General features: G+C 68.8%; 18 protein-coding genes. 16 read left to right on the top strand and 2 right to left on the bottom strand.

Annotated elements, in window-relative coordinates; genetic code table 11:
* Positions 1 to 31 precede the first annotated feature (31 nt).
* The 7 genes from EV645_RS38270 to EV645_RS38240 are packed head-to-tail and all read left to right on the top strand — an operon-like array spanning position 32 to position 9096.
* Positions 32 to 1324, top strand: coding sequence for a dihydroorotase (locus EV645_RS38270; RefSeq protein ID WP_130449589.1), 1293 nt, complete (start codon positions 32 to 34; stop codon positions 1322 to 1324).
* Complete coding sequence (locus EV645_RS38265; RefSeq protein ID WP_130449587.1) at positions 1321 to 1824, top strand: PH-like domain-containing protein; 504 nt, start codon at positions 1321 to 1323, stop codon at positions 1822 to 1824. The genes EV645_RS38270 and EV645_RS38265 overlap by 4 nt, the downstream gene beginning before the upstream one ends.
* Complete coding sequence (gene carA, locus EV645_RS38260) at positions 1821 to 2954, top strand: glutamine-hydrolyzing carbamoyl-phosphate synthase small subunit (protein ID WP_130449585.1); 1134 nt, start codon at positions 1821 to 1823, stop codon at positions 2952 to 2954. The genes EV645_RS38265 and carA overlap by 4 nt, the downstream gene beginning before the upstream one ends.
* Positions 2954 to 6256, top strand: coding sequence for a carbamoyl-phosphate synthase large subunit (gene carB / locus EV645_RS38255; protein WP_130449583.1), 3303 nt, complete (start codon positions 2954 to 2956; stop codon positions 6254 to 6256). Before carA ends, carB begins: the two co-directional genes overlap by 1 nt.
* Entirely contained in the window at positions 6249 to 7280 is a 1032-nt protein-coding gene (locus EV645_RS38250) for a quinone-dependent dihydroorotate dehydrogenase (protein WP_130449581.1), read from the top strand. The genes carB and EV645_RS38250 overlap by 8 nt, the downstream gene beginning before the upstream one ends.
* A complete protein-coding gene (pyrF, locus tag EV645_RS38245) occupies positions 7277 to 8134 on the top strand; it encodes an orotidine-5'-phosphate decarboxylase (RefSeq protein WP_242000925.1) in 858 nt (285 codons plus the stop codon). The genes EV645_RS38250 and pyrF overlap by 4 nt, the downstream gene beginning before the upstream one ends.
* A gap of 11 nt (positions 8135 to 8145) precedes the next feature.
* Positions 8146 to 9096 carry a DUF4037 domain-containing protein gene (locus EV645_RS38240; protein WP_130449579.1) on the top strand — a complete coding sequence of 317 codons (951 nt, stop codon included), beginning with the start codon at positions 8146 to 8148 and terminating at the stop codon, positions 9094 to 9096.
* Here EV645_RS38240 and EV645_RS38235 read toward each other — a convergent pair.
* Positions 9075 to 9935, bottom strand: a complete 861-nt coding sequence (locus tag EV645_RS38235) for a LysR family transcriptional regulator (protein WP_130449577.1) — start codon at positions 9933 to 9935, stop codon at positions 9075 to 9077. The genes EV645_RS38240 and EV645_RS38235 overlap by 22 nt on opposite strands.
* Positions 9936 to 10004: 69 nt before the next feature.
* Here EV645_RS38235 and EV645_RS38230 point away from each other — a divergent pair, with 69 nt between their 5' ends.
* The 7 genes from EV645_RS38230 to coaBC all read left to right on the top strand — a co-directional run bounded on the left by EV645_RS38230 (position 10005) and on the right by coaBC (position 14684).
* A complete protein-coding gene (locus EV645_RS38230) occupies positions 10005 to 10976 on the top strand; it encodes an EamA family transporter (RefSeq protein WP_242000924.1) in 972 nt (323 codons plus the stop codon).
* Between the two features lie 8 nt (positions 10977 to 10984).
* Entirely contained in the window at positions 10985 to 11368 is a 384-nt protein-coding gene (locus tag EV645_RS38225; protein ID WP_242000923.1) for a hypothetical protein, read from the top strand.
* Between the two features lie 161 nt (positions 11369 to 11529).
* Positions 11530 to 11913 (top strand): hypothetical protein, encoded by a 384-nt coding sequence (locus EV645_RS38220; protein WP_242000922.1) that lies wholly within the window; start codon positions 11530 to 11532, stop codon positions 11911 to 11913.
* 116 nt (positions 11914 to 12029) lie between these two features.
* Positions 12030 to 12344 carry an integration host factor, actinobacterial type gene (gene mihF / locus EV645_RS38215; RefSeq protein ID WP_130449575.1) on the top strand — a complete coding sequence of 105 codons (315 nt, stop codon included), beginning with the start codon at positions 12030 to 12032 and terminating at the stop codon, positions 12342 to 12344.
* Between the two features lie 64 nt (positions 12345 to 12408).
* Entirely contained in the window at positions 12409 to 13032 is a 624-nt protein-coding gene (gene gmk, locus EV645_RS38210) for a guanylate kinase (protein WP_130449573.1), read from the top strand.
* Between the two features lie 2 nt (positions 13033 to 13034).
* The gene (rpoZ, locus tag EV645_RS38205) at positions 13035 to 13337 is read left to right on the top strand and encodes a DNA-directed RNA polymerase subunit omega (RefSeq protein ID WP_130388473.1); all 303 of its coding nucleotides are present in this window, start codon (positions 13035 to 13037) and stop codon (positions 13335 to 13337) included.
* A 54-nt stretch (positions 13338 to 13391) separates the two neighbouring features.
* Positions 13392 to 14684, top strand: coding sequence for a bifunctional phosphopantothenoylcysteine decarboxylase/phosphopantothenate--cysteine ligase CoaBC (coaBC, locus tag EV645_RS38200; RefSeq protein WP_422386670.1), 1293 nt, complete (start codon positions 13392 to 13394; stop codon positions 14682 to 14684).
* A 19-nt stretch (positions 14685 to 14703) separates the two neighbouring features.
* Here the strand turns inward: coaBC and EV645_RS38195 are convergent, their stop codons facing one another.
* Positions 14704 to 15615 carry a GNAT family N-acetyltransferase gene (locus EV645_RS38195; protein ID WP_130449571.1) on the bottom strand — a complete coding sequence of 304 codons (912 nt, stop codon included), beginning with the start codon at positions 15613 to 15615 and terminating at the stop codon, positions 14704 to 14706.
* Positions 15616 to 15727: 112 nt separating this feature from the next.
* Here EV645_RS38195 and EV645_RS38190 point away from each other — a divergent pair, with 112 nt between their 5' ends.
* Positions 15728 to 16840, top strand: coding sequence for a winged helix DNA-binding domain-containing protein (locus EV645_RS38190; RefSeq protein ID WP_242000921.1), 1113 nt, complete (start codon positions 15728 to 15730; stop codon positions 16838 to 16840).
* Positions 16841 to 17026: 186 nt separating this feature from the next.
* On the top strand, positions 17027 to 18220 hold the full coding sequence (gene metK / locus EV645_RS38185; RefSeq protein ID WP_130449569.1) for a methionine adenosyltransferase: 1194 nt from the start codon (positions 17027 to 17029) through the stop codon (positions 18218 to 18220).
* Positions 18221 to 18266 lie beyond the last annotated feature (46 nt).

The following is an 18266-nucleotide window of genomic DNA, read 5'->3' as shown; positions in this document are numbered from 1 at the left end:
CATCGGCGCCCGGAGCGAAGCGAGGACGTCGATGAGCTCATACCTGATCACCGGAGCGAGCATCGTCGGCGGTGAGGTGGCGGACCTGCTGATCGACAACGGCGAAATTGTTGCCGTTGGCACCGACCTCGCCGCACCGGAAGGTACGACGACCGTCGACGCGCAGGGCCTGATCGCCCTGCCGGGTCTGGTCGACCTGCACACGCACCTGCGCGAGCCCGGCCGCGAGGACGCCGAGACCGTGCTGACCGGCACCCGGGCCGCGGCCAAGGGCGGGTTCACCGCGGTGTTCGCGATGGCCAACACCGACCCGGTCGCCGACACGGCCGGCGTGGTCGAGCAGGTCTGGCGCCTCGGCCGCGACGCCGGGTACGCCGACGTGTACCCGATCGGCGCGGTCACCGTCGGCCGGAAGGGCACGCAGCTCGCGGAGCTGGGCGCGATGGCGGACTCCGCGGCCCGCGTCCGGGTCTTCTCCGACGACGGCGACTGTGTCTGGGATGCCGCGCTGATGCGGCGCGCGCTCGAGTACGTGAAGGCGTTCGACGGTGTGATCGCCCAGCACGCACAGGAGCCGCGGCTCACCCAGGGCGCGCAGATGAACGAGGGCGCGCTGTCCGGCGTACTCGGGCTGACCGGCTGGCCGAGTGTCGCCGAGGAGGCGATCATCGCCCGCGACATCCTCCTCAACGCGCATGTCGGGTCGAAGCTGCACATCTGCCACCTGTCCACCCGGGGCTCGGTCGAGATCGTCCGCGCCGCCAAGCGCCGCGGGCTGGAGGTGACCGCCGAGGTCACGCCGCACCACCTGCTGCTGACCGAGGACCTGGCCGCGTCCTACAACCCGGTCTACAAGGTGAACCCGCCGCTGCGCACCAAGGACGACGTCGAGGCGGTCCGCGAGGGCCTGGCCGACGGCACGATCGACATCGTCGCCACCGACCACGCGCCGCACCCCGTGGAGGACAAGGACTGCGAGTGGAGCGCGGCCGCGTTCGGCATGACCGGGCTCGAGACGGCGCTCAGCGTCGTACAGCACTCGATGATCGACACCAAGCTGCTGACCTGGGCCGACGTCGCCGACCGGATGAGCTACCGCCCGGCCTCGATCGGTCAGATCTCCGAGCACGGCCGTCCGCTCGAGGCGGGGGTGCCGGCGAACGTCGTCCTGTACGACCCCAGGGTCGAGCGGACCGTCGTACCGGAAGAGTCGGTGTCGCTGTCGCGGAACACGCCGTTCGAGGGGATGACGCTGCCGGGCAAGGTGGTCGCGACGTTCCTCCGCGGTACGCCGGTCGTCCTGGACGGTGAGCTCACCAGGTGAAGGCCTTCCTGGGCATTCTCGGCACGCTGCTGATCTTGGCAGCGGGCTACTTCGGCATGTACCGGGGCTGGCGGAACCGTCAGTCCCGGCAGGCCGACCTCGCGCCGCTGCCCGCGGTTCCCCCAGAAGCAGGCGCAGCGAAGGTGCGTGGTATCGAAGGTGTGTACGTCGCGACCACGAGCGCGGGCGACTGGATGGACCGGATCGCCGTGCACGAACTGGGCGTCCGCAGCATCGCGGACCTGGCCGTCAGTGAGGCCGGCCTGATCTTCCACCGGCTGGGCGCGACGGATGTGTTCATCCCCGCGGACCACTTGACCGGCGTCCGGACCGACCGCGGGATCGCCGGCAAGGTGACCGCGGAGAAGTCCGGCCTGGTCGTGGTCACCTGGACACACGACGGCCGCGAGCTCGACACCGGGTTCCGCCCGCGTCGCAAGGCCGACACCGCCGCCCTGACCGAATCCATCGCAACACTGATCGGAGCCGAGCAAAGATGAGCCTGCCCGTATCCAATCCGGCGCTGCTCGTCCTCGAGGATGGCCGGTCGTTCGCCGGCACGTCGTACGGGGCGACCGGCGAGACGTACGGCGAGGCGGTGTTCACCACCGGGATGACCGGTTACCAGGAGACGCTGACCGACCCGTCGTACCACCGGCAGATCGTCACCCAGACCGCGCCGCACATCGGCAACACCGGCATCAACGACGAGGACGACGAGTCGCAGAAGATCTGGGTCGCCGGGTACGTCGTCCGCGACCCGGCCCGCGTGCCGTCGAACTGGCGCGCGAAGCGGTCGCTCGACGACCAGCTCAAGGCGCAGAACATCGTCGGCATCTCCGGGATCGACACCCGCGCGCTGACCCGGCACCTGCGTGAGCGCGGTGCGATGCGGGCCGGGATCTCGACCGAGATCCTCGACCCGGCGGCGCTGCTGGCCAAGGTGCTCGAGCAGCCGCCGATGGTCGGCGCGGACCTCGCTGCCGAGGTCACCACCTTCGAGCCGTACGTCGTACCGGCCGAAGGCGAGAAGCGGTTCACGGTGGTCGCGCTCGACCTCGGGATCAAGGCGATGACGCCGAAGCGGATGGCCGAGCGCGGCATCGAGGTGCACGTGTTCCCGGCGACGGCCTCGTTGGACGACGTACTCGCGGTGAACCCGGACGGCATCTTCATGAGCAACGGTCCCGGCGACCCGGAGACCACCGAGCACCCGACGACGCTGCTCAAGGAGTTGCTGCAGCGCGGCAAGCCGTACTTCGGGATCTGCTTCGGGAACCAGGTCTTCGGGCGCGCGCTCGGGCTGGGGACGTTCAAGCTCAAGTACGGGCACCGCGGGATCAACCAGCCGGTGCTCGACCGGGCTACCGGGAAGGTGGAGATCACCGCGCAGAACCACGGGTTCGCGGTGGACGCGCCGCTGGACGGCAGCATCGAGACGCCGTACGGGACGGCTGAGGTCAGCCATGTCTCGCTCAACGACAACGTGGTCGAAGGGCTCAAGCTCACCGGCAAGGACGGGCGCGTGCTCGCCTTCTCGGTGCAGTACCACCCCGAGGCGGCGGCCGGTCCGCACGACTCGGCGTACCTGTTCGACCGCTTCGTAGAGCTGATGGAAGGGCGGGCCTGATGCCGCGTCGTACAGACATCGAGTCGGTGCTGGTCATCGGCTCCGGCCCGATCGTGATCGGTCAGGCCTGCGAGTTCGACTACTCCGGCACGCAGGCCTGCCGGGTGCTGCGCGAGGAGGGTTTCCGCGTCGTCCTGGTGAACTCCAACCCGGCCACGATCATGACCGACCCGGAGTTCGCCGACGCGACGTACGTCGAGCCGATCACGCCGGAGTTCGTCGAGAAGGTGATCGAGAAGGAGCGCCCGAACGCGCTGCTCGCCACCCTCGGCGGCCAGACCGCGCTGAACGCGGCGATCGCCCTGCACGAGAACGGCGTCCTCGAGAAGTACGGCGTCGAGCTGATCGGCGCGTCCGTCGACGCGATCCAGCGCGGTGAGAACCGCGAGTCGTTCAAGCACATCGTCGAGGGGCTCGGCGCGGAGGTGGCGCGCTCGGTCATCTGCCACACGCTCGACGACGTGATGGGCGCCGCGGGCCAGCTCGGGTACCCGCTGGTGGTGCGGCCGTCGTTCACGATGGGCGGCGTCGGCTCCGGCATGGCGTACGACGAGGCCGACCTGCGCCGGATCGCCGGGGCCGGCCTGCACGCGAGCCCGACGACCGAGGTCCTGATCGAGGAGTCGATCCTCGGCTGGAAGGAGTACGAGCTGGAGGTGATGCGCGACAAGGCCGACAACGTCGTGATCATCTGCTCGATCGAGAATGTCGACCCGATGGGCGTGCACACCGGCGACTCGGTCACGGTCGCGCCGGCGATGACGCTGACCGACCGCGAGTACCAGGTCATGCGGGACCTTGCCATCGGCATCATTCGCGAGGTCGGCGTCGACACCGGCGGCTGCAACATCCAGTTCGCGGTGAACCCGGCCGACGGCCGGCTGATCGTGATCGAGATGAACCCGCGGGTCTCCCGATCGTCCGCGCTGGCGTCGAAGGCGACCGGCTTCCCGATCGCGAAGATCGCTGCGAAGGTTGCCATCGGCTACACCCTCGACGAGATCCCGAACGACATCACCAAGCAGACGCCGGCCAGCTTCGAGCCGACGCTGGACTACGTGGTGGTGAAGGTGCCGCGGTTCGCGTTCGAGAAGTTCCCGGCCGCGGACGCCACGCTGACCACGCACATGAAGAGCGTCGGCGAGGCGATGGCGATCGGCCGCAACTACACCGAGGCGCTGCAGAAGGCGCTGCGGTCGCTGGAGAAGCCGGAGGCCAGGTTCTCCTGGGCCGGTCATCCGGCCAGCGAGCTGGAGCCGTTGCTGGAGGCAATCAAGACGCCGCAGGACGGGCGGCTGCGGATCATCATGGACGCGATCCGCGCGGGCGCGACGCCGGACCAGATCTTCGACGCGACCAAGATCGATCCGTGGTTCGTGGACCAGCTGTATCTGCTGCACGAGACCGCTCTGCAGGTGGCGGCCGCGCCGCGGCTCACGCCCGAGGTCATCAAGCTCGCCAAGCGGCACGGATTCTCGGACCTGCAGCTGGCCGAGATCCGCGGGCTGACCGAGGACGTCGTCCGCGGCGTACGGCAGGCGCTCGGGATCCGGCCGGTCTACAAGACGGTCGACACCTGTGCGGCCGAGTTCAAGGCCGAGACGCCGTACCACTACTCGTCGTACGACGAGGAGTCCGAGGTCGCGCCGCGCACCGAGCCCGCCGTCCTGATCCTGGGCTCGGGGCCGAACCGGATCGGCCAGGGGATCGAGTTCGACTACTCCTGCGTGCACGCGTCGATGGCGCTGCGCGAGGCCGGCTACTGCACGATCATGGTGAACTGCAACCCGGAGACGGTCTCGACCGACTACGACACCTCCGACCGGCTGTACTTCGAGCCGCTCACCTGCGAGGACGTTCTCGAGATCGTGTACGCCGAGATGCAGGCCGGCCCAGTGGCCGGCGTGATCGTGCAGCTGGGCGGTCAGACCCCGCTCGGGTTGGCGCAGCGGCTCGCCGACGCCGGCGTGCCGATCGTCGGGACCTCGCCGGAGGCCATTCACCTGGCCGAGGAGCGGGGCGCGTTCGGCAAGGTCCTCGCGGACGCGCAGCTGCCGGCGCCGAAGCACGGTACGGCGCTGTCCGCCGACGAGGCACAGGCGGTGGCCGAGGAGATCGGGTTCCCGGTGCTCGTCCGGCCGTCGTACGTGCTGGGCGGACGCGGGATGGAGATCGTCTACAGCGTGGCCGAGTTGTCGGCCGCACTGGAGCGGCTGGGCGGCGGCGAGGCGTTCGAGCACCCGGTGCTGATCGACCGGTTCCTGGACGACGCGGTCGAGATCGACGTGGACGGGCTGTTCGACGGCGAGGAGCTGTTCCTCGGTGGCGTGATGGAGCACATCGAGGAGGCCGGGGTTCACTCGGGCGACTCGTCGTGCGCGCTGCCGCCGATCACGCTCGGGAACGCCGACATCGAGAAGCTCCGCACGTCCACCGAGGCGATCGCGCGCGGGGTCGGCGTACGCGGGCTGATCAACATTCAGTACGCGCTGGCCGGCGATGTGCTGTATGTGCTGGAGGCGAACCCGCGCGCGTCGCGGACCGTGCCGTTCGTGTCGAAGGCAACGGCGACACCGCTGGCGAAGGCGGCGGCCCGGGTGATGCTCGGGGCAACGATCGCTTCACTGCGCGAAGAGGGAATGCTGCCGGCCACCGGTGACGGCGGGACGCTGCCGACGACGACGCCGATCGCGGTGAAGGAAGCCGTGATGCCGTTCAACCGCTTCCGGACCATCGACGGGTCGTCGGTCGACACCGTGCTCGGGCCGGAGATGAAGTCCACCGGCGAGGTGATGGGTATCGACGACACCTTCGGTACGGCGTTCGCGAAGTCGCAGGCGGGGGCCTCGCAGCCGCTGCCGATCGACGGCAAGGTCTTCGTCTCGGTCGCGAACCGGGACAAGCGGCACATGATCTTCCCGGTCAAGCGGCTGGCGGATCTCGGCTTCCAGATCTACGCGACCGAAGGCACGGCCGACGTACTGCGGCGCAACGGCGTCGAGGCGGTCACGGTCCGCAAGAGCAGCCAGGGCCCCGGCCCGAACGGCGAGCCGACGATCGTCCAGATGGTCCAGGACGGCGAGCTGAACCTGATCGTCAACACGCCGATCGGGATCACGCAGGGCGGTTCGCCGCGCCTCGACGGCTACGAGATCCGCAGCGCCGCGGTCGCACGCAACATCCCGTGCATCACCACGGTCCAGGGCCTGGCAGCCGCCGTACAGGGCATCGAGGCGCAACGGGCCGGCGACATCGGCGTACGGTCGCTCCAGGACTGGGTGCCGAGGATCCGCGGTGTATAGGCGGGTCGTCCGACCGGTCCTGTACCGGCTGGGTCGCGGTGACGCGGAGGTCGCCCACGAGCAGACGCTCAAGGGGATGCGCCTGTTGGGGCGCATCCCGGGCGGTCCCGCGCTCGGGGCCCGGATGTTCGGGTCGGCGTCACCACGTTCGGTCTTCGGCATCACGTTCCCCTCACCTGTCGGGCTCGCCGCGGGGATGGACAAGAACGGGATCGCGCTGCGCGCGTGGCCCGCGATCGGTTTCGGCTTCGTCGAGGTCGGCACGGTCACCGCGCATCCGCAGCCCGGTAACGAGAAGCCGCGACTGTTCCGGTTGGTCGAGCACGAGGCCGTCATCAACCGGATGGGCTTCAACAACCTCGGCTCAGAAGCGCTGGCGGACCGGCTAGCGGCGTATGGCGAACTCGGCTACCCGCTCGGCATCTCGATCGGCAAGTCCAAGATCACCCCGCTCGAGGACGCGGTCGAGGACTACGTGACCTCCCTCCGCCGCCTCTACCGGTACGGCGACTACTTCGCCGTCAACGTCTCCTCACCGAACACCCCCGGACTGCGCACACTCCAGGACGCAGGCCACTTGCGCGAACTGCTCGCCGCCTTGCACGCCGAGGCCGCTTCGCTGACCGTGGCCGGGCTCGATCCGAAACCGATCCTGGTGAAGATCGCGCCCGACCTGACCACGTCCGCGATCGACGAACTCCTCCAGGTGTGCACGGACGAGCATGTCGCCGGCATCATCGCCACCAACACCACCATCGATCGGGCGAGCGTCTCGGATCATCCGCTGGCTCGCGAGACCGGCGGCCTGTCGGGGCGCCCACTGGCGGAGATCGCGGCGAAGACCGTCGCCCACATCCACAACGAGACCGGGGGAGCGCTGCCGATCATCGGAGTAGGCGGTATCGTCGAACCGTCCGACGCCACCCGCCTGTTCGACGCCGGCGCCAGCCTGGTCCAGGTCTACACCGGCCTGATCTACCGCGGCCCAGGCTTGATCCGGGCCATCAACAGGAGCTTGCCATGAGCAACCAACCATCGGGGAGCGACATGCGTAACAAGCCGTTCGGCGCGCGTCTGCGTGCGGCCATGGACACCCGCGGGCCACTCTGCGTCGGCATCGACCCCCACCAGCACCTGCTCGACGCCTGGGGCCTGCCGGACACGGCCGAGGGCCTCGCGTCGTTCACGTACGGCGTCGTCGATGCGCTCGCCGACCGGGTCGCGGTGTTCAAGCCGCAGTCCGCGTTCTTCGAGCGGTTCGGGTCGGCCGGCATCGCCGTACTCGAGCAGGCCACGATCCGGCTGCGGGACGCCGGTGCGCTGGTGATCATCGACGCGAAGCGCGGGGACATCGGCAGCACGATGGGCGGCTACGCGGCGGCGTACCTGGCCGAGAAGGGCCCGCTGGCGTGCGACGCGCTGACGGTCAGCCCGTACCTCGGCTTCGGGTCGCTGCAACCGGCCATCGACGGGGCCCGCGAGTCCGGTGCCGGCCTGTTTGTCCTGGCGCTGACGTCGAACCCGGAGGGCCCGCAGTTCCAGACGGCTCGCACCGCCGACGGCCCGACTGTCGCCGGAGCGGTTCTCGACGGCCTGCGCGGATTGAACGCGGACTCCGACGACCTCGGCTCGTTCGGGGCAGTCGTTGGCGCGACCATCAGTTCGACCGACGAGAACCTCGACATCAACGGCCCGCTGCTCGCTCCCGGCCTCGGCGCCCAGGGCGGCACGGCCGAGGGTCTGACGAAGGTCTTCGGCGCGGCGGTCCGCAACGTCGTACCGTCGAGCTCCCGCGAGATCCTCGGCGCCGGTCCGAGCGGGCTGCAAGACGCGGCCGACCGGGCAAACGAGGCGTATCGGACGGTCCTCGGGTACTAGTCTTCGGTCGCATGTCTGGTCTGGAGATTTGCGAGCGGTTCTACTTCGACGTCGTCCGGCCGCAGGTGGACGTGCCGCACAGCGCGGCGTTGCTGGGCCGCGGCTCGGAGGTGCTCGGGTTCGACGACGAGATGTCGTCGGACCACAACTACGAAGCGCGAGTGCTGCTGTTCGTCGCGGAGGGAGTCGAACTGCAGCCGGAACTGCCGGCGACGTTCGAAGGCCGTCCGACGCAGGTCGACGTACATACCCTCCGCAAGTACTTCGCCGACCAGTTGACGTTCGACATCGACGCCGACCTCACGCCGCAGGATTGGCTGACCTTTCCCGAGTCGATTCTTCGGCAGCACACGGCCGGTGGTGTGTTCCACGACGACCTCGGTCTCGAGGCGGTCCGTGATCGGCTGGCGTACTACCCGGACGATGTCTGGCGCTATTTGATGATCACCGCGTGGTGGCGGGTCCATCCGGAGATGAACCTGGTCGGGCGCTCGGGGTACGTCGGGGACGAGCTCGGGTCGGCGTTGATCGGTGCGCAGCTCGTGCAGGACCTCATGCAGCTGTGCTTCCTGATCGAACGCACGTACGCGCCGTACCGGAAGTGGTTCGGTACGGCGTTCAACCGGCTGTCGTGCGGCGCGACCCTGACGCCGCTGCTGCGCCAAGTGCTGCGGGCCGAGACGTGGCAGGAACGCGAGGAGGCGCTGATGGAGGCCTATCGCGGCGTCGCCGAGCTGCACAACCGGCGGGGCGTCACCACGCCGATAGAGCTCGGTGTGGAGCAGATGTGCGGACGGCCGTTCAAGGTCGTCTGGGGAGACTTCATCGGCGCGCTCACCGCCGACATCCAGGATCCCGCCGTACTGCGCATCTACGAGCGCTGGCCCGTCGGCGGCATCGAGCAGATCCGCAATCAGCTGTGGAAGGCCGTGGATCGCCGTCAGGCGCTGGACTTCTTGTAGAGCGTCGTGAGCAGCCCGACGGCCGCCTGGGTGGCCGGATGCGGGTCCTCGCGATGCCAGATCAGATGTACGTCGACCGGCGGCGCATCACGCAGGGGGCGATAGACGACACCATCCCGCCGGTACTGCGTCGTCGTGGCCTGGGGCGTCACACCGACACAGCGGCCGGATGCGATGGCGGCCAGCCAGTCGTCGACGTCGTGGGTGAGCTCGATCCGCGGTCGCGCGTGCTCCGGCCAGAGCTCGATCGTGGTGCTTCCGGTACGGCGGTCGATCACGATCGTCCGGTCGGCGATCTGCGCGAGCGTGAGCGATCGTTTGCGTGCCAGCGCGTCGTCGGCGGGCAGGACGCAGTACCGCGGCTCCTGGGTCAGCAGGACGCAGCCGAACCTGCTGAAGTCGAGGTGGGTCCGGACGACGGCCAGATCGCACAGGCCCTCGGTGAGGCCGCCCGTGGCTGTGTTCGTGCGGATCAGTTGCAGCTCGACCTCGGGGTACGCGGCAGCCCATCGGCGCTGGAACTCCGTCGTATGCCGGCCGAACGCCGACCACGCGTGCCCGACGCGCAGCCGGGTGTGGCCGCTGGTCGCCTCCGTCACCAGTACGTCGATCTCGGCCAGGATCTGCCGGGCACGCGCGAGCACCTGGACACCTGCGGTCGTCGGCGTGATCGACCGGCTGGTCCGATGCAGCAGGCGTACGCCGAGCCGCTGCTCGAGCGCCAGGAGGCTGCGCGACACGGCGGCCTGGGAGATCCCGAGCTCGATCGCCGCGTCGGTGAAGGTCCCGTTGTCGACGATCGCGACCAGGCAGCGCAGATGCCGCAGTTCGAGATCCATGACTCCAGCGTATAGATCGACGGCCGGCTGCATTTTGTGATGCCGCCCGCTGGGCGGACTCTCGTGTTCGTGAGGCGAGAACGGTTGGTCGGAGTGGCGATGATGCTCGGGAGCGGGCTGTCGACGCAGGTCGGTGCGTCGGTGGCGGCGCTCGCGTTCCCCGTGATCGGTCCGGCAGGCGTGGTGGCGATCCGTCAGTGGGTCGCCGCGATCGTGCTGCTCGCGGTCGGTCGCCCACGTCTGCGGTCCATCACGGCCCGCCAGTGGCGCCCGGTGATCGGGCTGGCGATGGTCTTCGCAGTCATGAACCTGTCCCTTTACACAGCGATCGACCGAGTAGGCCTGGGCCTGGCTGTCACGCTGGAATTCCTGGGCCCACTCGCTGTCGCACTGCTGGGCTCACGTCGCGTGCTCGACCTGGTGTGCGCGCTCGTCGCCGCGCCCGCAGTGGTGCTGTTGGCGCGACCCCAGGCAACCACCGACTACCTGGGCATCGGCCTCGGCTTGCTCGCCGCGATGGGCTGGGCGTTCTACATCCTCCTCAACCGCAAGGTCGGTCGAGAGTTGCCGGGTGCAACCGGTTCGGCCGCCGCGGCAGCGTTGTCCGGACTCGCCTACATCCCTGTCGGCGTGGTCGTCCTGCTGCACCATCCGGCGACGCTCGCGGCCGCGTCGTACGCGCTGGTGGCCGGCGTACTGTCGTCCGCGGTGCCGTTCCTCGTTGATTTGTTGACGTTGCGGCGCGTGCCGGCGCAGTTCTTCGGCGTCTTCATGAGCGTGAACCCGGTGCTCGCGGCAATGGTCGGACTCGTGGTTCTGCACCAGCAGCTGGCGCTCGTCGACTGGGCGGCGATCCTGGTGATCGTCGCGGCGAACGCGGTCGCGATCTCGTTCGGCGGGCGCGACGACGCGGCACATCACAACCCGGTTCCAGTCGAGCCGTGCGATCTTGTTCACGGCGTGCCGGAGCTCGCGGTGACCCCGGCGTTCGGAAAGGTGTCGGCGGACGGGGAGCCACAGTCTTCCCGCGCGACTTGTTAAGGAACAGAATGCGGAAGCTGGCAGCCCTCGCGGCCGTAGTGACGATGAGTGCCGGTGTCCTGACGGCATGCTCCGGCGGCGACTACTGCGGTGACCTGAAGGGCTACGTCGACTCGGCCAAGGACGTCGACATCAAGAACGCCGACCAGGTCGGCAAGATGCTGGACCAGGCCAAGAAGGTGTCGAAGTCGGCGCCGGACGACCTGAAGGACGACTGGAAGACCGTCATCGACTACGCCGAGAAGGCGCAGGACGCCAAGGGCGACACGAACAAGCTGGTGGAGCTCGCCAAGGCCGACGGTGACAAGATCACGCCCGCCATGCAGGCGATCACCAAGCAGGCGAAGGACACCTGCAAGATCGACCTCCCGGGCGCAGGCAACACCAACTGACGCCCGCGGTGCCGGCAGGGCGGCGTCGCATCGCCGTCCCGCCGGCGCCACGGCGGCATCACCCGACACCAGCTGACAGCGGAACGTATTCGTTTCGGATGGTTTGGTGACTCCCGGTAGCGTCGTTCGCACACGACCTCCCGACCCCCGAGGATGAAGCCGTGAAACGTGTTCTCGCCATTGTTGCGACCGTGACCGCCACTGTGACGGCAGGCGGTGTGCTGACTGCCTGCACCGACGAGCAGGCGTACTGCGTCGACCTCGCCAAGTACGCCGCGAAGGCTGTCGACGTCGACCCGCAGAAGCCGGTCGACTACGTGAAGATCCTGGACGAGGCGAAGAAGCTGCAGGAGTCCGCGCCGAAGGACGTGAAGGACGACTGGGGTGTCGTCGTGACGTTCGCGGAGAAGGCCAAGGCGGCCGCTTCGGACCGGGTCGAGCTCGCGAAGCTCAGCAAGCAGACCGGCGCCGTGATGACGGCGTACAAGAACATCAGCAGCCAGGCCAAGGACAGCTGCAAGGTCGACCTCCCGGCGCTGAATTGATCAACTGATCGTTCCAATCCGCCGCCTGTCCCGCGACTCTGCTCACCGCGTCCTGATCGCGGGCTGGAGCCGTGTTAGGTTCCCTTGCGAAGCCATACAACGGGACAGGTGAAACGGTGCCACTTCCTTCTTTGACCCCGGAGCAGCGTGCGGCGGCTCTGGACAAGGCCGCGGCCGCGCGGCGTGAACGAGCCGAGATCAAGAACCGGATCCGGCACTCGGGAGCGTCTCCGACGGAGGTGCTCCACGAGGGCCAGACCAACGAGGTCATCGGCAAGATGCGGGTGAGCCAGCTGCTGCAGTGCATCCCCGGCGTCGGCAAGGTCCGGGCCCAGCAGATCATGGAGCGGGCGGGCATCTCGGAGACGCGGCGGGTGCGCGGCCTCGGCTCCAACCAGATCGCCGCGCTCGAGCGCGAATTCGCTGAGTGACGCTGGGTGATTCAGTGTGAGCCAGACCGAAATCCATCCCGGCTCGTTGGACACTGGTGTGACGATGACCACGCACCCTGACAATGTTGCGAACGAGCCGATGGCCGCCGATCCCGGCCCGGCGCGGTTGACCGTGCTGGCCGGGCCCACCGCGGTGGGGAAGGGGACGGTCGCGGCGGAGATCCGCGAGCGGTACCCCGACATCTGGATCTCGGTCTCGGCGACCACCCGCAAGCCGCGGCCGAACGAGGCGCACGGCGTGCACTACCTGTTCGTCTCCGACGCGGAGTTCGACCGGATGGTCGCGGACGGTGAGCTGCTCGAGTGGGCGGTCGTGCACAAGGCGGCCCGCTACGGGACCCCGAAGCAGCCGGTTCTCGACAAGCTCGCCGCGGGCCGGCCGGCCCTGCTGGAGATCGACCTGCAGGGCGCCCGTCAGGTCCGCGAGACGATGCCGGAGGCACAGTTCGTGTTCCTGGCGCCGCCGACCTGGGACGAGCTGGTGCGCCGCCTGGTCGGCCGGGGCACCGAGACGCAGGAAGAGCGCGAGCGCCGGCTCGAGACCGCCGTACTGGAACTGGCGGCCGAGAAGGAGTTCGACGTGACGATCGTGAACGCCTCGGTTCGGGAGGCTGCCGATCAGTTGGTAAAGTTGATTCGATCACCCTCCATCTCTGGAAAGAGCTGACTTTGTCTGGCAACCAGCCCGTCGCCATCGGCATCACCTCGCCGCCGATCGACGACCTGCTCACCCGCACCGACTCGAAGTACAAGCTGGTGCTGTACTCGGCCAAGCGCGCGCGGCAGATCAACGCCTACTACTCGCAGCTCGGCGAGGGCCTGCTGGAGTACGTCGGACCGCTGGTCGAGACGCACGTCCAGGAGAAGCCGCTGTCGATCGCGATGCGCGAGATCAACGAGGGCGTGCTGACCTGCACCGACATCGACCCCGAGGCCGAGGCGGAAGCCGCTGCCGCGGAGAAGTCCGAGTAACCCACTCGCAATGACGACCGGGAACGGGGTCAGCTGATGTCCGGATCCGGTGAAGTGCAACCCCCTGGGACCACAGCTGTCCCGGGGGACTCTGTCGTTCCCGCTGCGTCCGCCAAGCACAAGCCCAACGTGGTGCTGGGCGTCGGCGGCGGCATCGCGGCGTACAAGGTCTGTGATCTGCTCCGGCGGCTGACCGAGTCCGGGCACAGCGTGCGGGTGGTGCCGACGGCGGCCGCGCTGGAGTTCGTCGGCGCGGCGACCTGGGCGGCGCTATCCGGGCAGCCCGTGACGGCTGACCCGTTCGACCACGTCGAGGAAGTGCCGCACGTCCGGATCGGGAAGGCCGCTGAGCTGGTCGTCGTCGCGCCCGCGACCGCGAACCTGATCGCCAAGGCCGCCCACGGGCTGGCCGACGACCTGCTGACGAACACCCTGCTCACCGCACGCTGCCCGATCCTGTTCGCGGCCGCGATGCACACCGAGATGTGGGAACACCCGGCAACCCAGGCGAACGTCGCTGTGTTGCGTTCCCGCGGGATCACCGTTCTGGACCCGGCGGTCGGCCGGCTGACCGGCGCCGACACCGGACGCGGAAGGCTGCCCGAGCCGTCGGAGATCTTCGCGATCACCCAGCTGATGCTCGCCGATGAGGCGGCCCGCGCCGCCGGGCAGTCTGTCGCGGACCTGACCGGCAAGCATGTTCTGGTCAGCGCGGGCGGCACGCGCGAACACCTCGACCCGGTCCGGTACCTCGGCAACTCGTCGTCCGGCAAGCAGGGCTACGCGCTTGCCCGGATCGCCGCCGCCCGCGGCGCCAAGGTCACGCTCGTCGCGGCGAACTCCGAGCTACCCGACCCGGCCGGGGTGCAGGTGGTCCCGGTCGTGTCCACCCGCGACCTGTACGACGAGATCACGGGGCGGGCCGCCGACGCCGACGCGATCGTGATGGCGGCCGCGCCCGCGGATTTCCGCCCCGCCGACTTCGCCGAGCACAAGATCAAGAAGACCGCCGACGGCGCCGTCCCCGCGGTCAACCTGATCCAGACCCCGGACATCCTGAAGACCGTCTCGCACGACCGCGCCCGCCCCGGCCAGGTCATCGTCGGCTTCGCCGCAGAGACCGGAGACGCCGAGCACACGGTCCTCGAGCTCGGCCGAGCCAAACTCGAGCGCAAGGGCTGCGACCTCCTGGTCATCAACGACGTCTCCGGCGGCAAGGTCTTCGGCAGCGACGTCAACGAAGCAGTGATCATCGACCGCAACGGCACCGCCCTGCCGTTCCCCTCCGGCAGCAAGGACGCCCTGGCCGGCGTCATCTGGAACCTGGTCGCAACCCACTGGCACTGACCCGCCGGGGCCCGCGGGCTCAGCGAGCCTGTGAAGAACCTCCGGGCAGAGGCAGCGGCGCCCGCAGAGTGCTGCTGACGATGCCGTAGGTGAAGCCGAGGTGTTCGTTGAGGCGGCGCATCGCGTCGTTGCCGCGTTGCGTCCAGGTGTAGATCTCGGTGATTCCGTGGTCGGCGGCCCACGCCATGCTGGTGCGTTTGAGCGTCGCGGCGACCGACTTGCCGCGCCACTCCCGGCGTACGGCGGTGTAAGCGACCTCGGCCCGCTCCGGTCGATCGGAATCGAGCATCAGCCCTGCCACCCCGATCGCCTGGTCACCGGCGACGGCCACGAACATCGCGGCCGGGTCGTTGATCCACTCCTTCTCCCAGTCGGCTTCCGAAACCTTCAGTGCGACCGGGTGGTCCATGTCGGGCAGGGTCGGTACCGCGACCTGGTGGTAGGCCGCCGTCCACAGCTCCGGGCGTTCGGCGACCGAGACGATCTGGTACTCCGTCGGCGGGGCCGGCCACGGCTCGTCGCCGAGCTGCCGCACCTGTTCGACTTCCCGATTCGTTTCCACGAAGCCGAACCGCTCGGCGAAGAGCCGGGACTCCTCGTCGTCGACACTGGCACCCGCAAACTCGTAGCCCTGGGCAACGGCATGGTCGGCGAGCACGCGGAGCAGCTCGGTTCCCACGCCGCGGCGGCGGAACTCTGGGCGGACGCGCGGCGTCAGCGACGCCTTCTGGCCGTCGCGCGAACGATCCGCCAGTCCGCTGCCGACCACCTCGCCGTCGACCTCCGCCAGCACCAGCAGCCGGCCGGGCCGATCGAGGTCGCGCATCTCAGCGACCGTCGGGCAGCGCTCGTACGGCATCACCGCGATCCGCACCGCACGCCAGGCTTCGTAGTCGGCGTCGGTGATCGCCGTCCGGACAGTCGTCGTCATACCCTCACCCTGCCGCAACCCGCCCCGAACCGCCCGCCCTTTTCCCTCGTCCACGAGGCGGGCGGTCGGCAGAGGTCAGGAGTTGTCCTCTTTGGTGTTTAGGGTCCTGGGTATGGAGATTGGGTGGGAGGCCGTGGTTGCGCGGCGGATGCGGCGGCACTTCCTGACCGAGGAGGCCGAGTCGCCGGTTGATGCTGTGCGGGCGATGTGTGGAGCGCACGCGCAGATCGCGACAGCGGGAGAGATGTCCGTGGCGATCCGAGTGGCTGGGGCTGATCGCGCGACGGTGCAGGGCGACGAGGGGCTGGTGAAGACGTTCGGGCCGCGGGGGACTGTGCATCTGTTGCCGCTCGAGGATCTGCCGATGTGGACCGGGGCGTTGTCGGCTCTACCGGGGGCTGGTAGTCAGCCCGCGCCGATCCGGATGTCGCCGGATGAGGTCGACCAGGTGATTGTCGCCATCGGGGAAGCGCTCGCGCAGGACGATCTGACTGTCGACGAGCTGACCGAGGAAGTCGTACGGCGGACGGGCGAGTGGGCCCGGGAGCCGACGATCCCCGCCTTCCAGGGTGCGTGGGCGCGGTGGCGGCAGGCGACCTCGGTCGCGGCGAATGCCGGCGTACTGTGCCACGGCCCGATGCGCGGCCGGCTGATGACGTACGCGAACCCGCATCGCCTCCGCCCGTTCGAGCCGCTCCCGGCCGAGAAGGCTCTGACCGAGCTGCTGCACCGATACCTGTACTCCTACGGGCCGGCGACCCCGCAGCAGTTCGCCCGCTGGCTGAGCACCACGCCGACCAAGATCAAGCCGTACTTCGACGGTCTGCCGCACGCGACGCTGGCAGACCATACCGTATGGTATGCCCCGGGTGACGGTGACTTCACGGACGAGCGGGCCGAGGGTGTGCGGCTCCTGCCGTACTTCGATGCGTACGGCGTCGGCAGCTACCCGAGGGAACTGCTCTTCCCCGGCAAGGCCTTCGATCGGGCGACCGCCCGCGGGCAGGCCGGCAACTACCCGCTGCTGCTCGTCGACGGCATCGTGGCGGGCGTCTGGCACCAGAAGAAGTCGGGCCGGACACTGCACGTCACCGTCGAGGCACTGACCCCGCTGAACCGTCGCCGCCGCAAACTGCTGGACGCCGAGGTGGAGCGGCTGGGGGAGATCCTCGGTGGTGCGCCGTCGCTCACACTCGGCGACGTGACGGTCGGCGCTCACGCCTGAAACCAGGGTCGAAGTCCAGAATATGATCAGTAATCCCGTATGCTGGATGAATTCGAAGCGTTACCGGGACTCCGGTGGAAACTGCTGGCATACTGCCCAAGATGCATCGCCAACCGTCGGTGCATGGGGGGACCGTGCGACTGTGGGGAACGGTCGTGCGGCACGAGAGGAATCCGAGGGAGAACTGTGGCGAGGCGCCTTTTCACGTCCGAGTCCGTGACCGAAGGTCACCCGGACAAGATCGCTGACCAGATCAGCGACTCCATCCTCGACGCGTTGCTGGCCGAGGACCCGAAGAGCCGCGTGGCGGTCGAGACCCTGATCACCACGGGTCTGGTCGTCGTCGCGGGCGAGGTCACCACGACGGCGTACGTCGATATCCCGGGGATCGTGCGAGCGCGCATCCTGGAGATCGGCTACGACTCGTCCTTGAAGGGTTTCGACGGCGCGTCCTGTGGGGTGCAGGTCGCTATCGGCAGCCAGTCGCCGGACATCGCCCAGGGTGTCGACACGGCGTACGAGACGCGGTCGGACGCGTCCGTGGACGCACTGGACCTGCAGGGGGCAGGCGACCAGGGACTGATGTTCGGCTACGCGTCCAACGAGACGCCGGAGCTCATGCCGCTGCCGATCACGATCGCGCACCGGCTGTCCGAGCGGCTGTCCGAGGTCCGCAAGAACGGCACGCTGGCGTACCTGCGGCCCGACGGCAAGACCCAGGTCACGGTCGAGTACGACGGTGACAAGGCAGTCCGGATCGACACCGTGGTGGTGTCCAGCCAGCACGCGGCGGACATCAACCTGGAGTCGATGCTGACCCCGGACATCAAGAAGCACGTCGTCGACCCGGTGCTCGAGCAGTTCGACATCGACTCGACCGACTACAAGCTGCTGGTGAACCCGACCGGCCGGTTCGAGATCGGCGGCCCGATGGGCGACGCCGGGCTGACCGGGCGGAAGATCATCATCGACACGTACGGCGGGATGGCGCGGCACGGTGGTGGCGCGTTCTCCGGCAAGGACCCGTCCAAGGTGGACCGGTCGGCGGCGTACGCGATGCGCTGGGTGGCGAAGAACATCGTCGCCGCGGGCCTCGCGGACCGGGTCGAGTGCCAGGTCGCGTACGCGATCGGCAAGGCCGCGCCGGTCGGCTTCTACGTCGACACGTTCGGGACCGAGAAGGTGCCGGTGGCCAAGATCGCCGACGCGGTCCGTGAGGTCTTCGACCTGCGGCCGGCCGCGATCATCCGCGACCTGGACCTGCTCCGCCCGATCTACGCCCAGACCGCCCGCAACGGCCACTTCGGCCGGACCGGCGAGGACTTCACCTGGGAGCACACCGACCGCGTCGAGGCCCTGAAGGCCGCGGTCAACAAGTAGGTCAGGAAGTAACAAGGCAGTTCCGCGACCCGGCTGTGGCAGTTGT

It is taken from the genome of Kribbella rubisoli (assembly GCF_004217145.1).
Taxonomy (GTDB): Bacteria; Actinomycetota; Actinomycetes; order Propionibacteriales; family Kribbellaceae; genus Kribbella; species Kribbella rubisoli.
Note: the sequence above shows the minus strand (reverse complement) of the source record. Positions and strands in the feature narration are given on the sequence as shown.

What these genes read in the sequence shown, in the direction of transcription:
- EV645_RS38270 (WP_130449589.1), top strand. Translation starts at nt 32, where the DNA reads ATGAGCTCATACCTGATCACCGGAGCGAGCATCGTCGGCGGTGAGGTG.
- pyrF (WP_242000925.1), top strand. Translation starts at nt 7,277, where the DNA reads ATGAGCAACCAACCATCGGGGAGCGACATGCGTAACAAGCCGTTCGGC.
- EV645_RS38235 (WP_130449577.1), bottom strand. Translation starts at nt 9,935, where the DNA reads ATGGATCTCGAACTGCGGCATCTGCGCTGCCTGGTCGCGATCGTCGAC.
- EV645_RS38195 (WP_130449571.1), bottom strand. Translation starts at nt 15,615, where the DNA reads ATGACGACGACTGTCCGGACGGCGATCACCGACGCCGACTACGAAGCC.
- EV645_RS38190 (WP_242000921.1), top strand. Translation starts at nt 15,728, where the DNA reads ATGGAGATTGGGTGGGAGGCCGTGGTTGCGCGGCGGATGCGGCGGCAC.
- gmk (WP_130449573.1), top strand. Translation starts at nt 12,409, where the DNA reads ATGACCACGCACCCTGACAATGTTGCGAACGAGCCGATGGCCGCCGAT.
- EV645_RS38240 (WP_130449579.1), top strand. Translation starts at nt 8,146, where the DNA reads ATGTCTGGTCTGGAGATTTGCGAGCGGTTCTACTTCGACGTCGTCCGG.
- carA (WP_130449585.1), top strand. Translation starts at nt 1,821, where the DNA reads ATGAGCCTGCCCGTATCCAATCCGGCGCTGCTCGTCCTCGAGGATGGC.
- EV645_RS38225 (WP_242000923.1), top strand. Translation starts at nt 10,985, where the DNA reads ATGCGGAAGCTGGCAGCCCTCGCGGCCGTAGTGACGATGAGTGCCGGT.
- carB (WP_130449583.1), top strand. Translation starts at nt 2,954, where the DNA reads ATGCCGCGTCGTACAGACATCGAGTCGGTGCTGGTCATCGGCTCCGGC.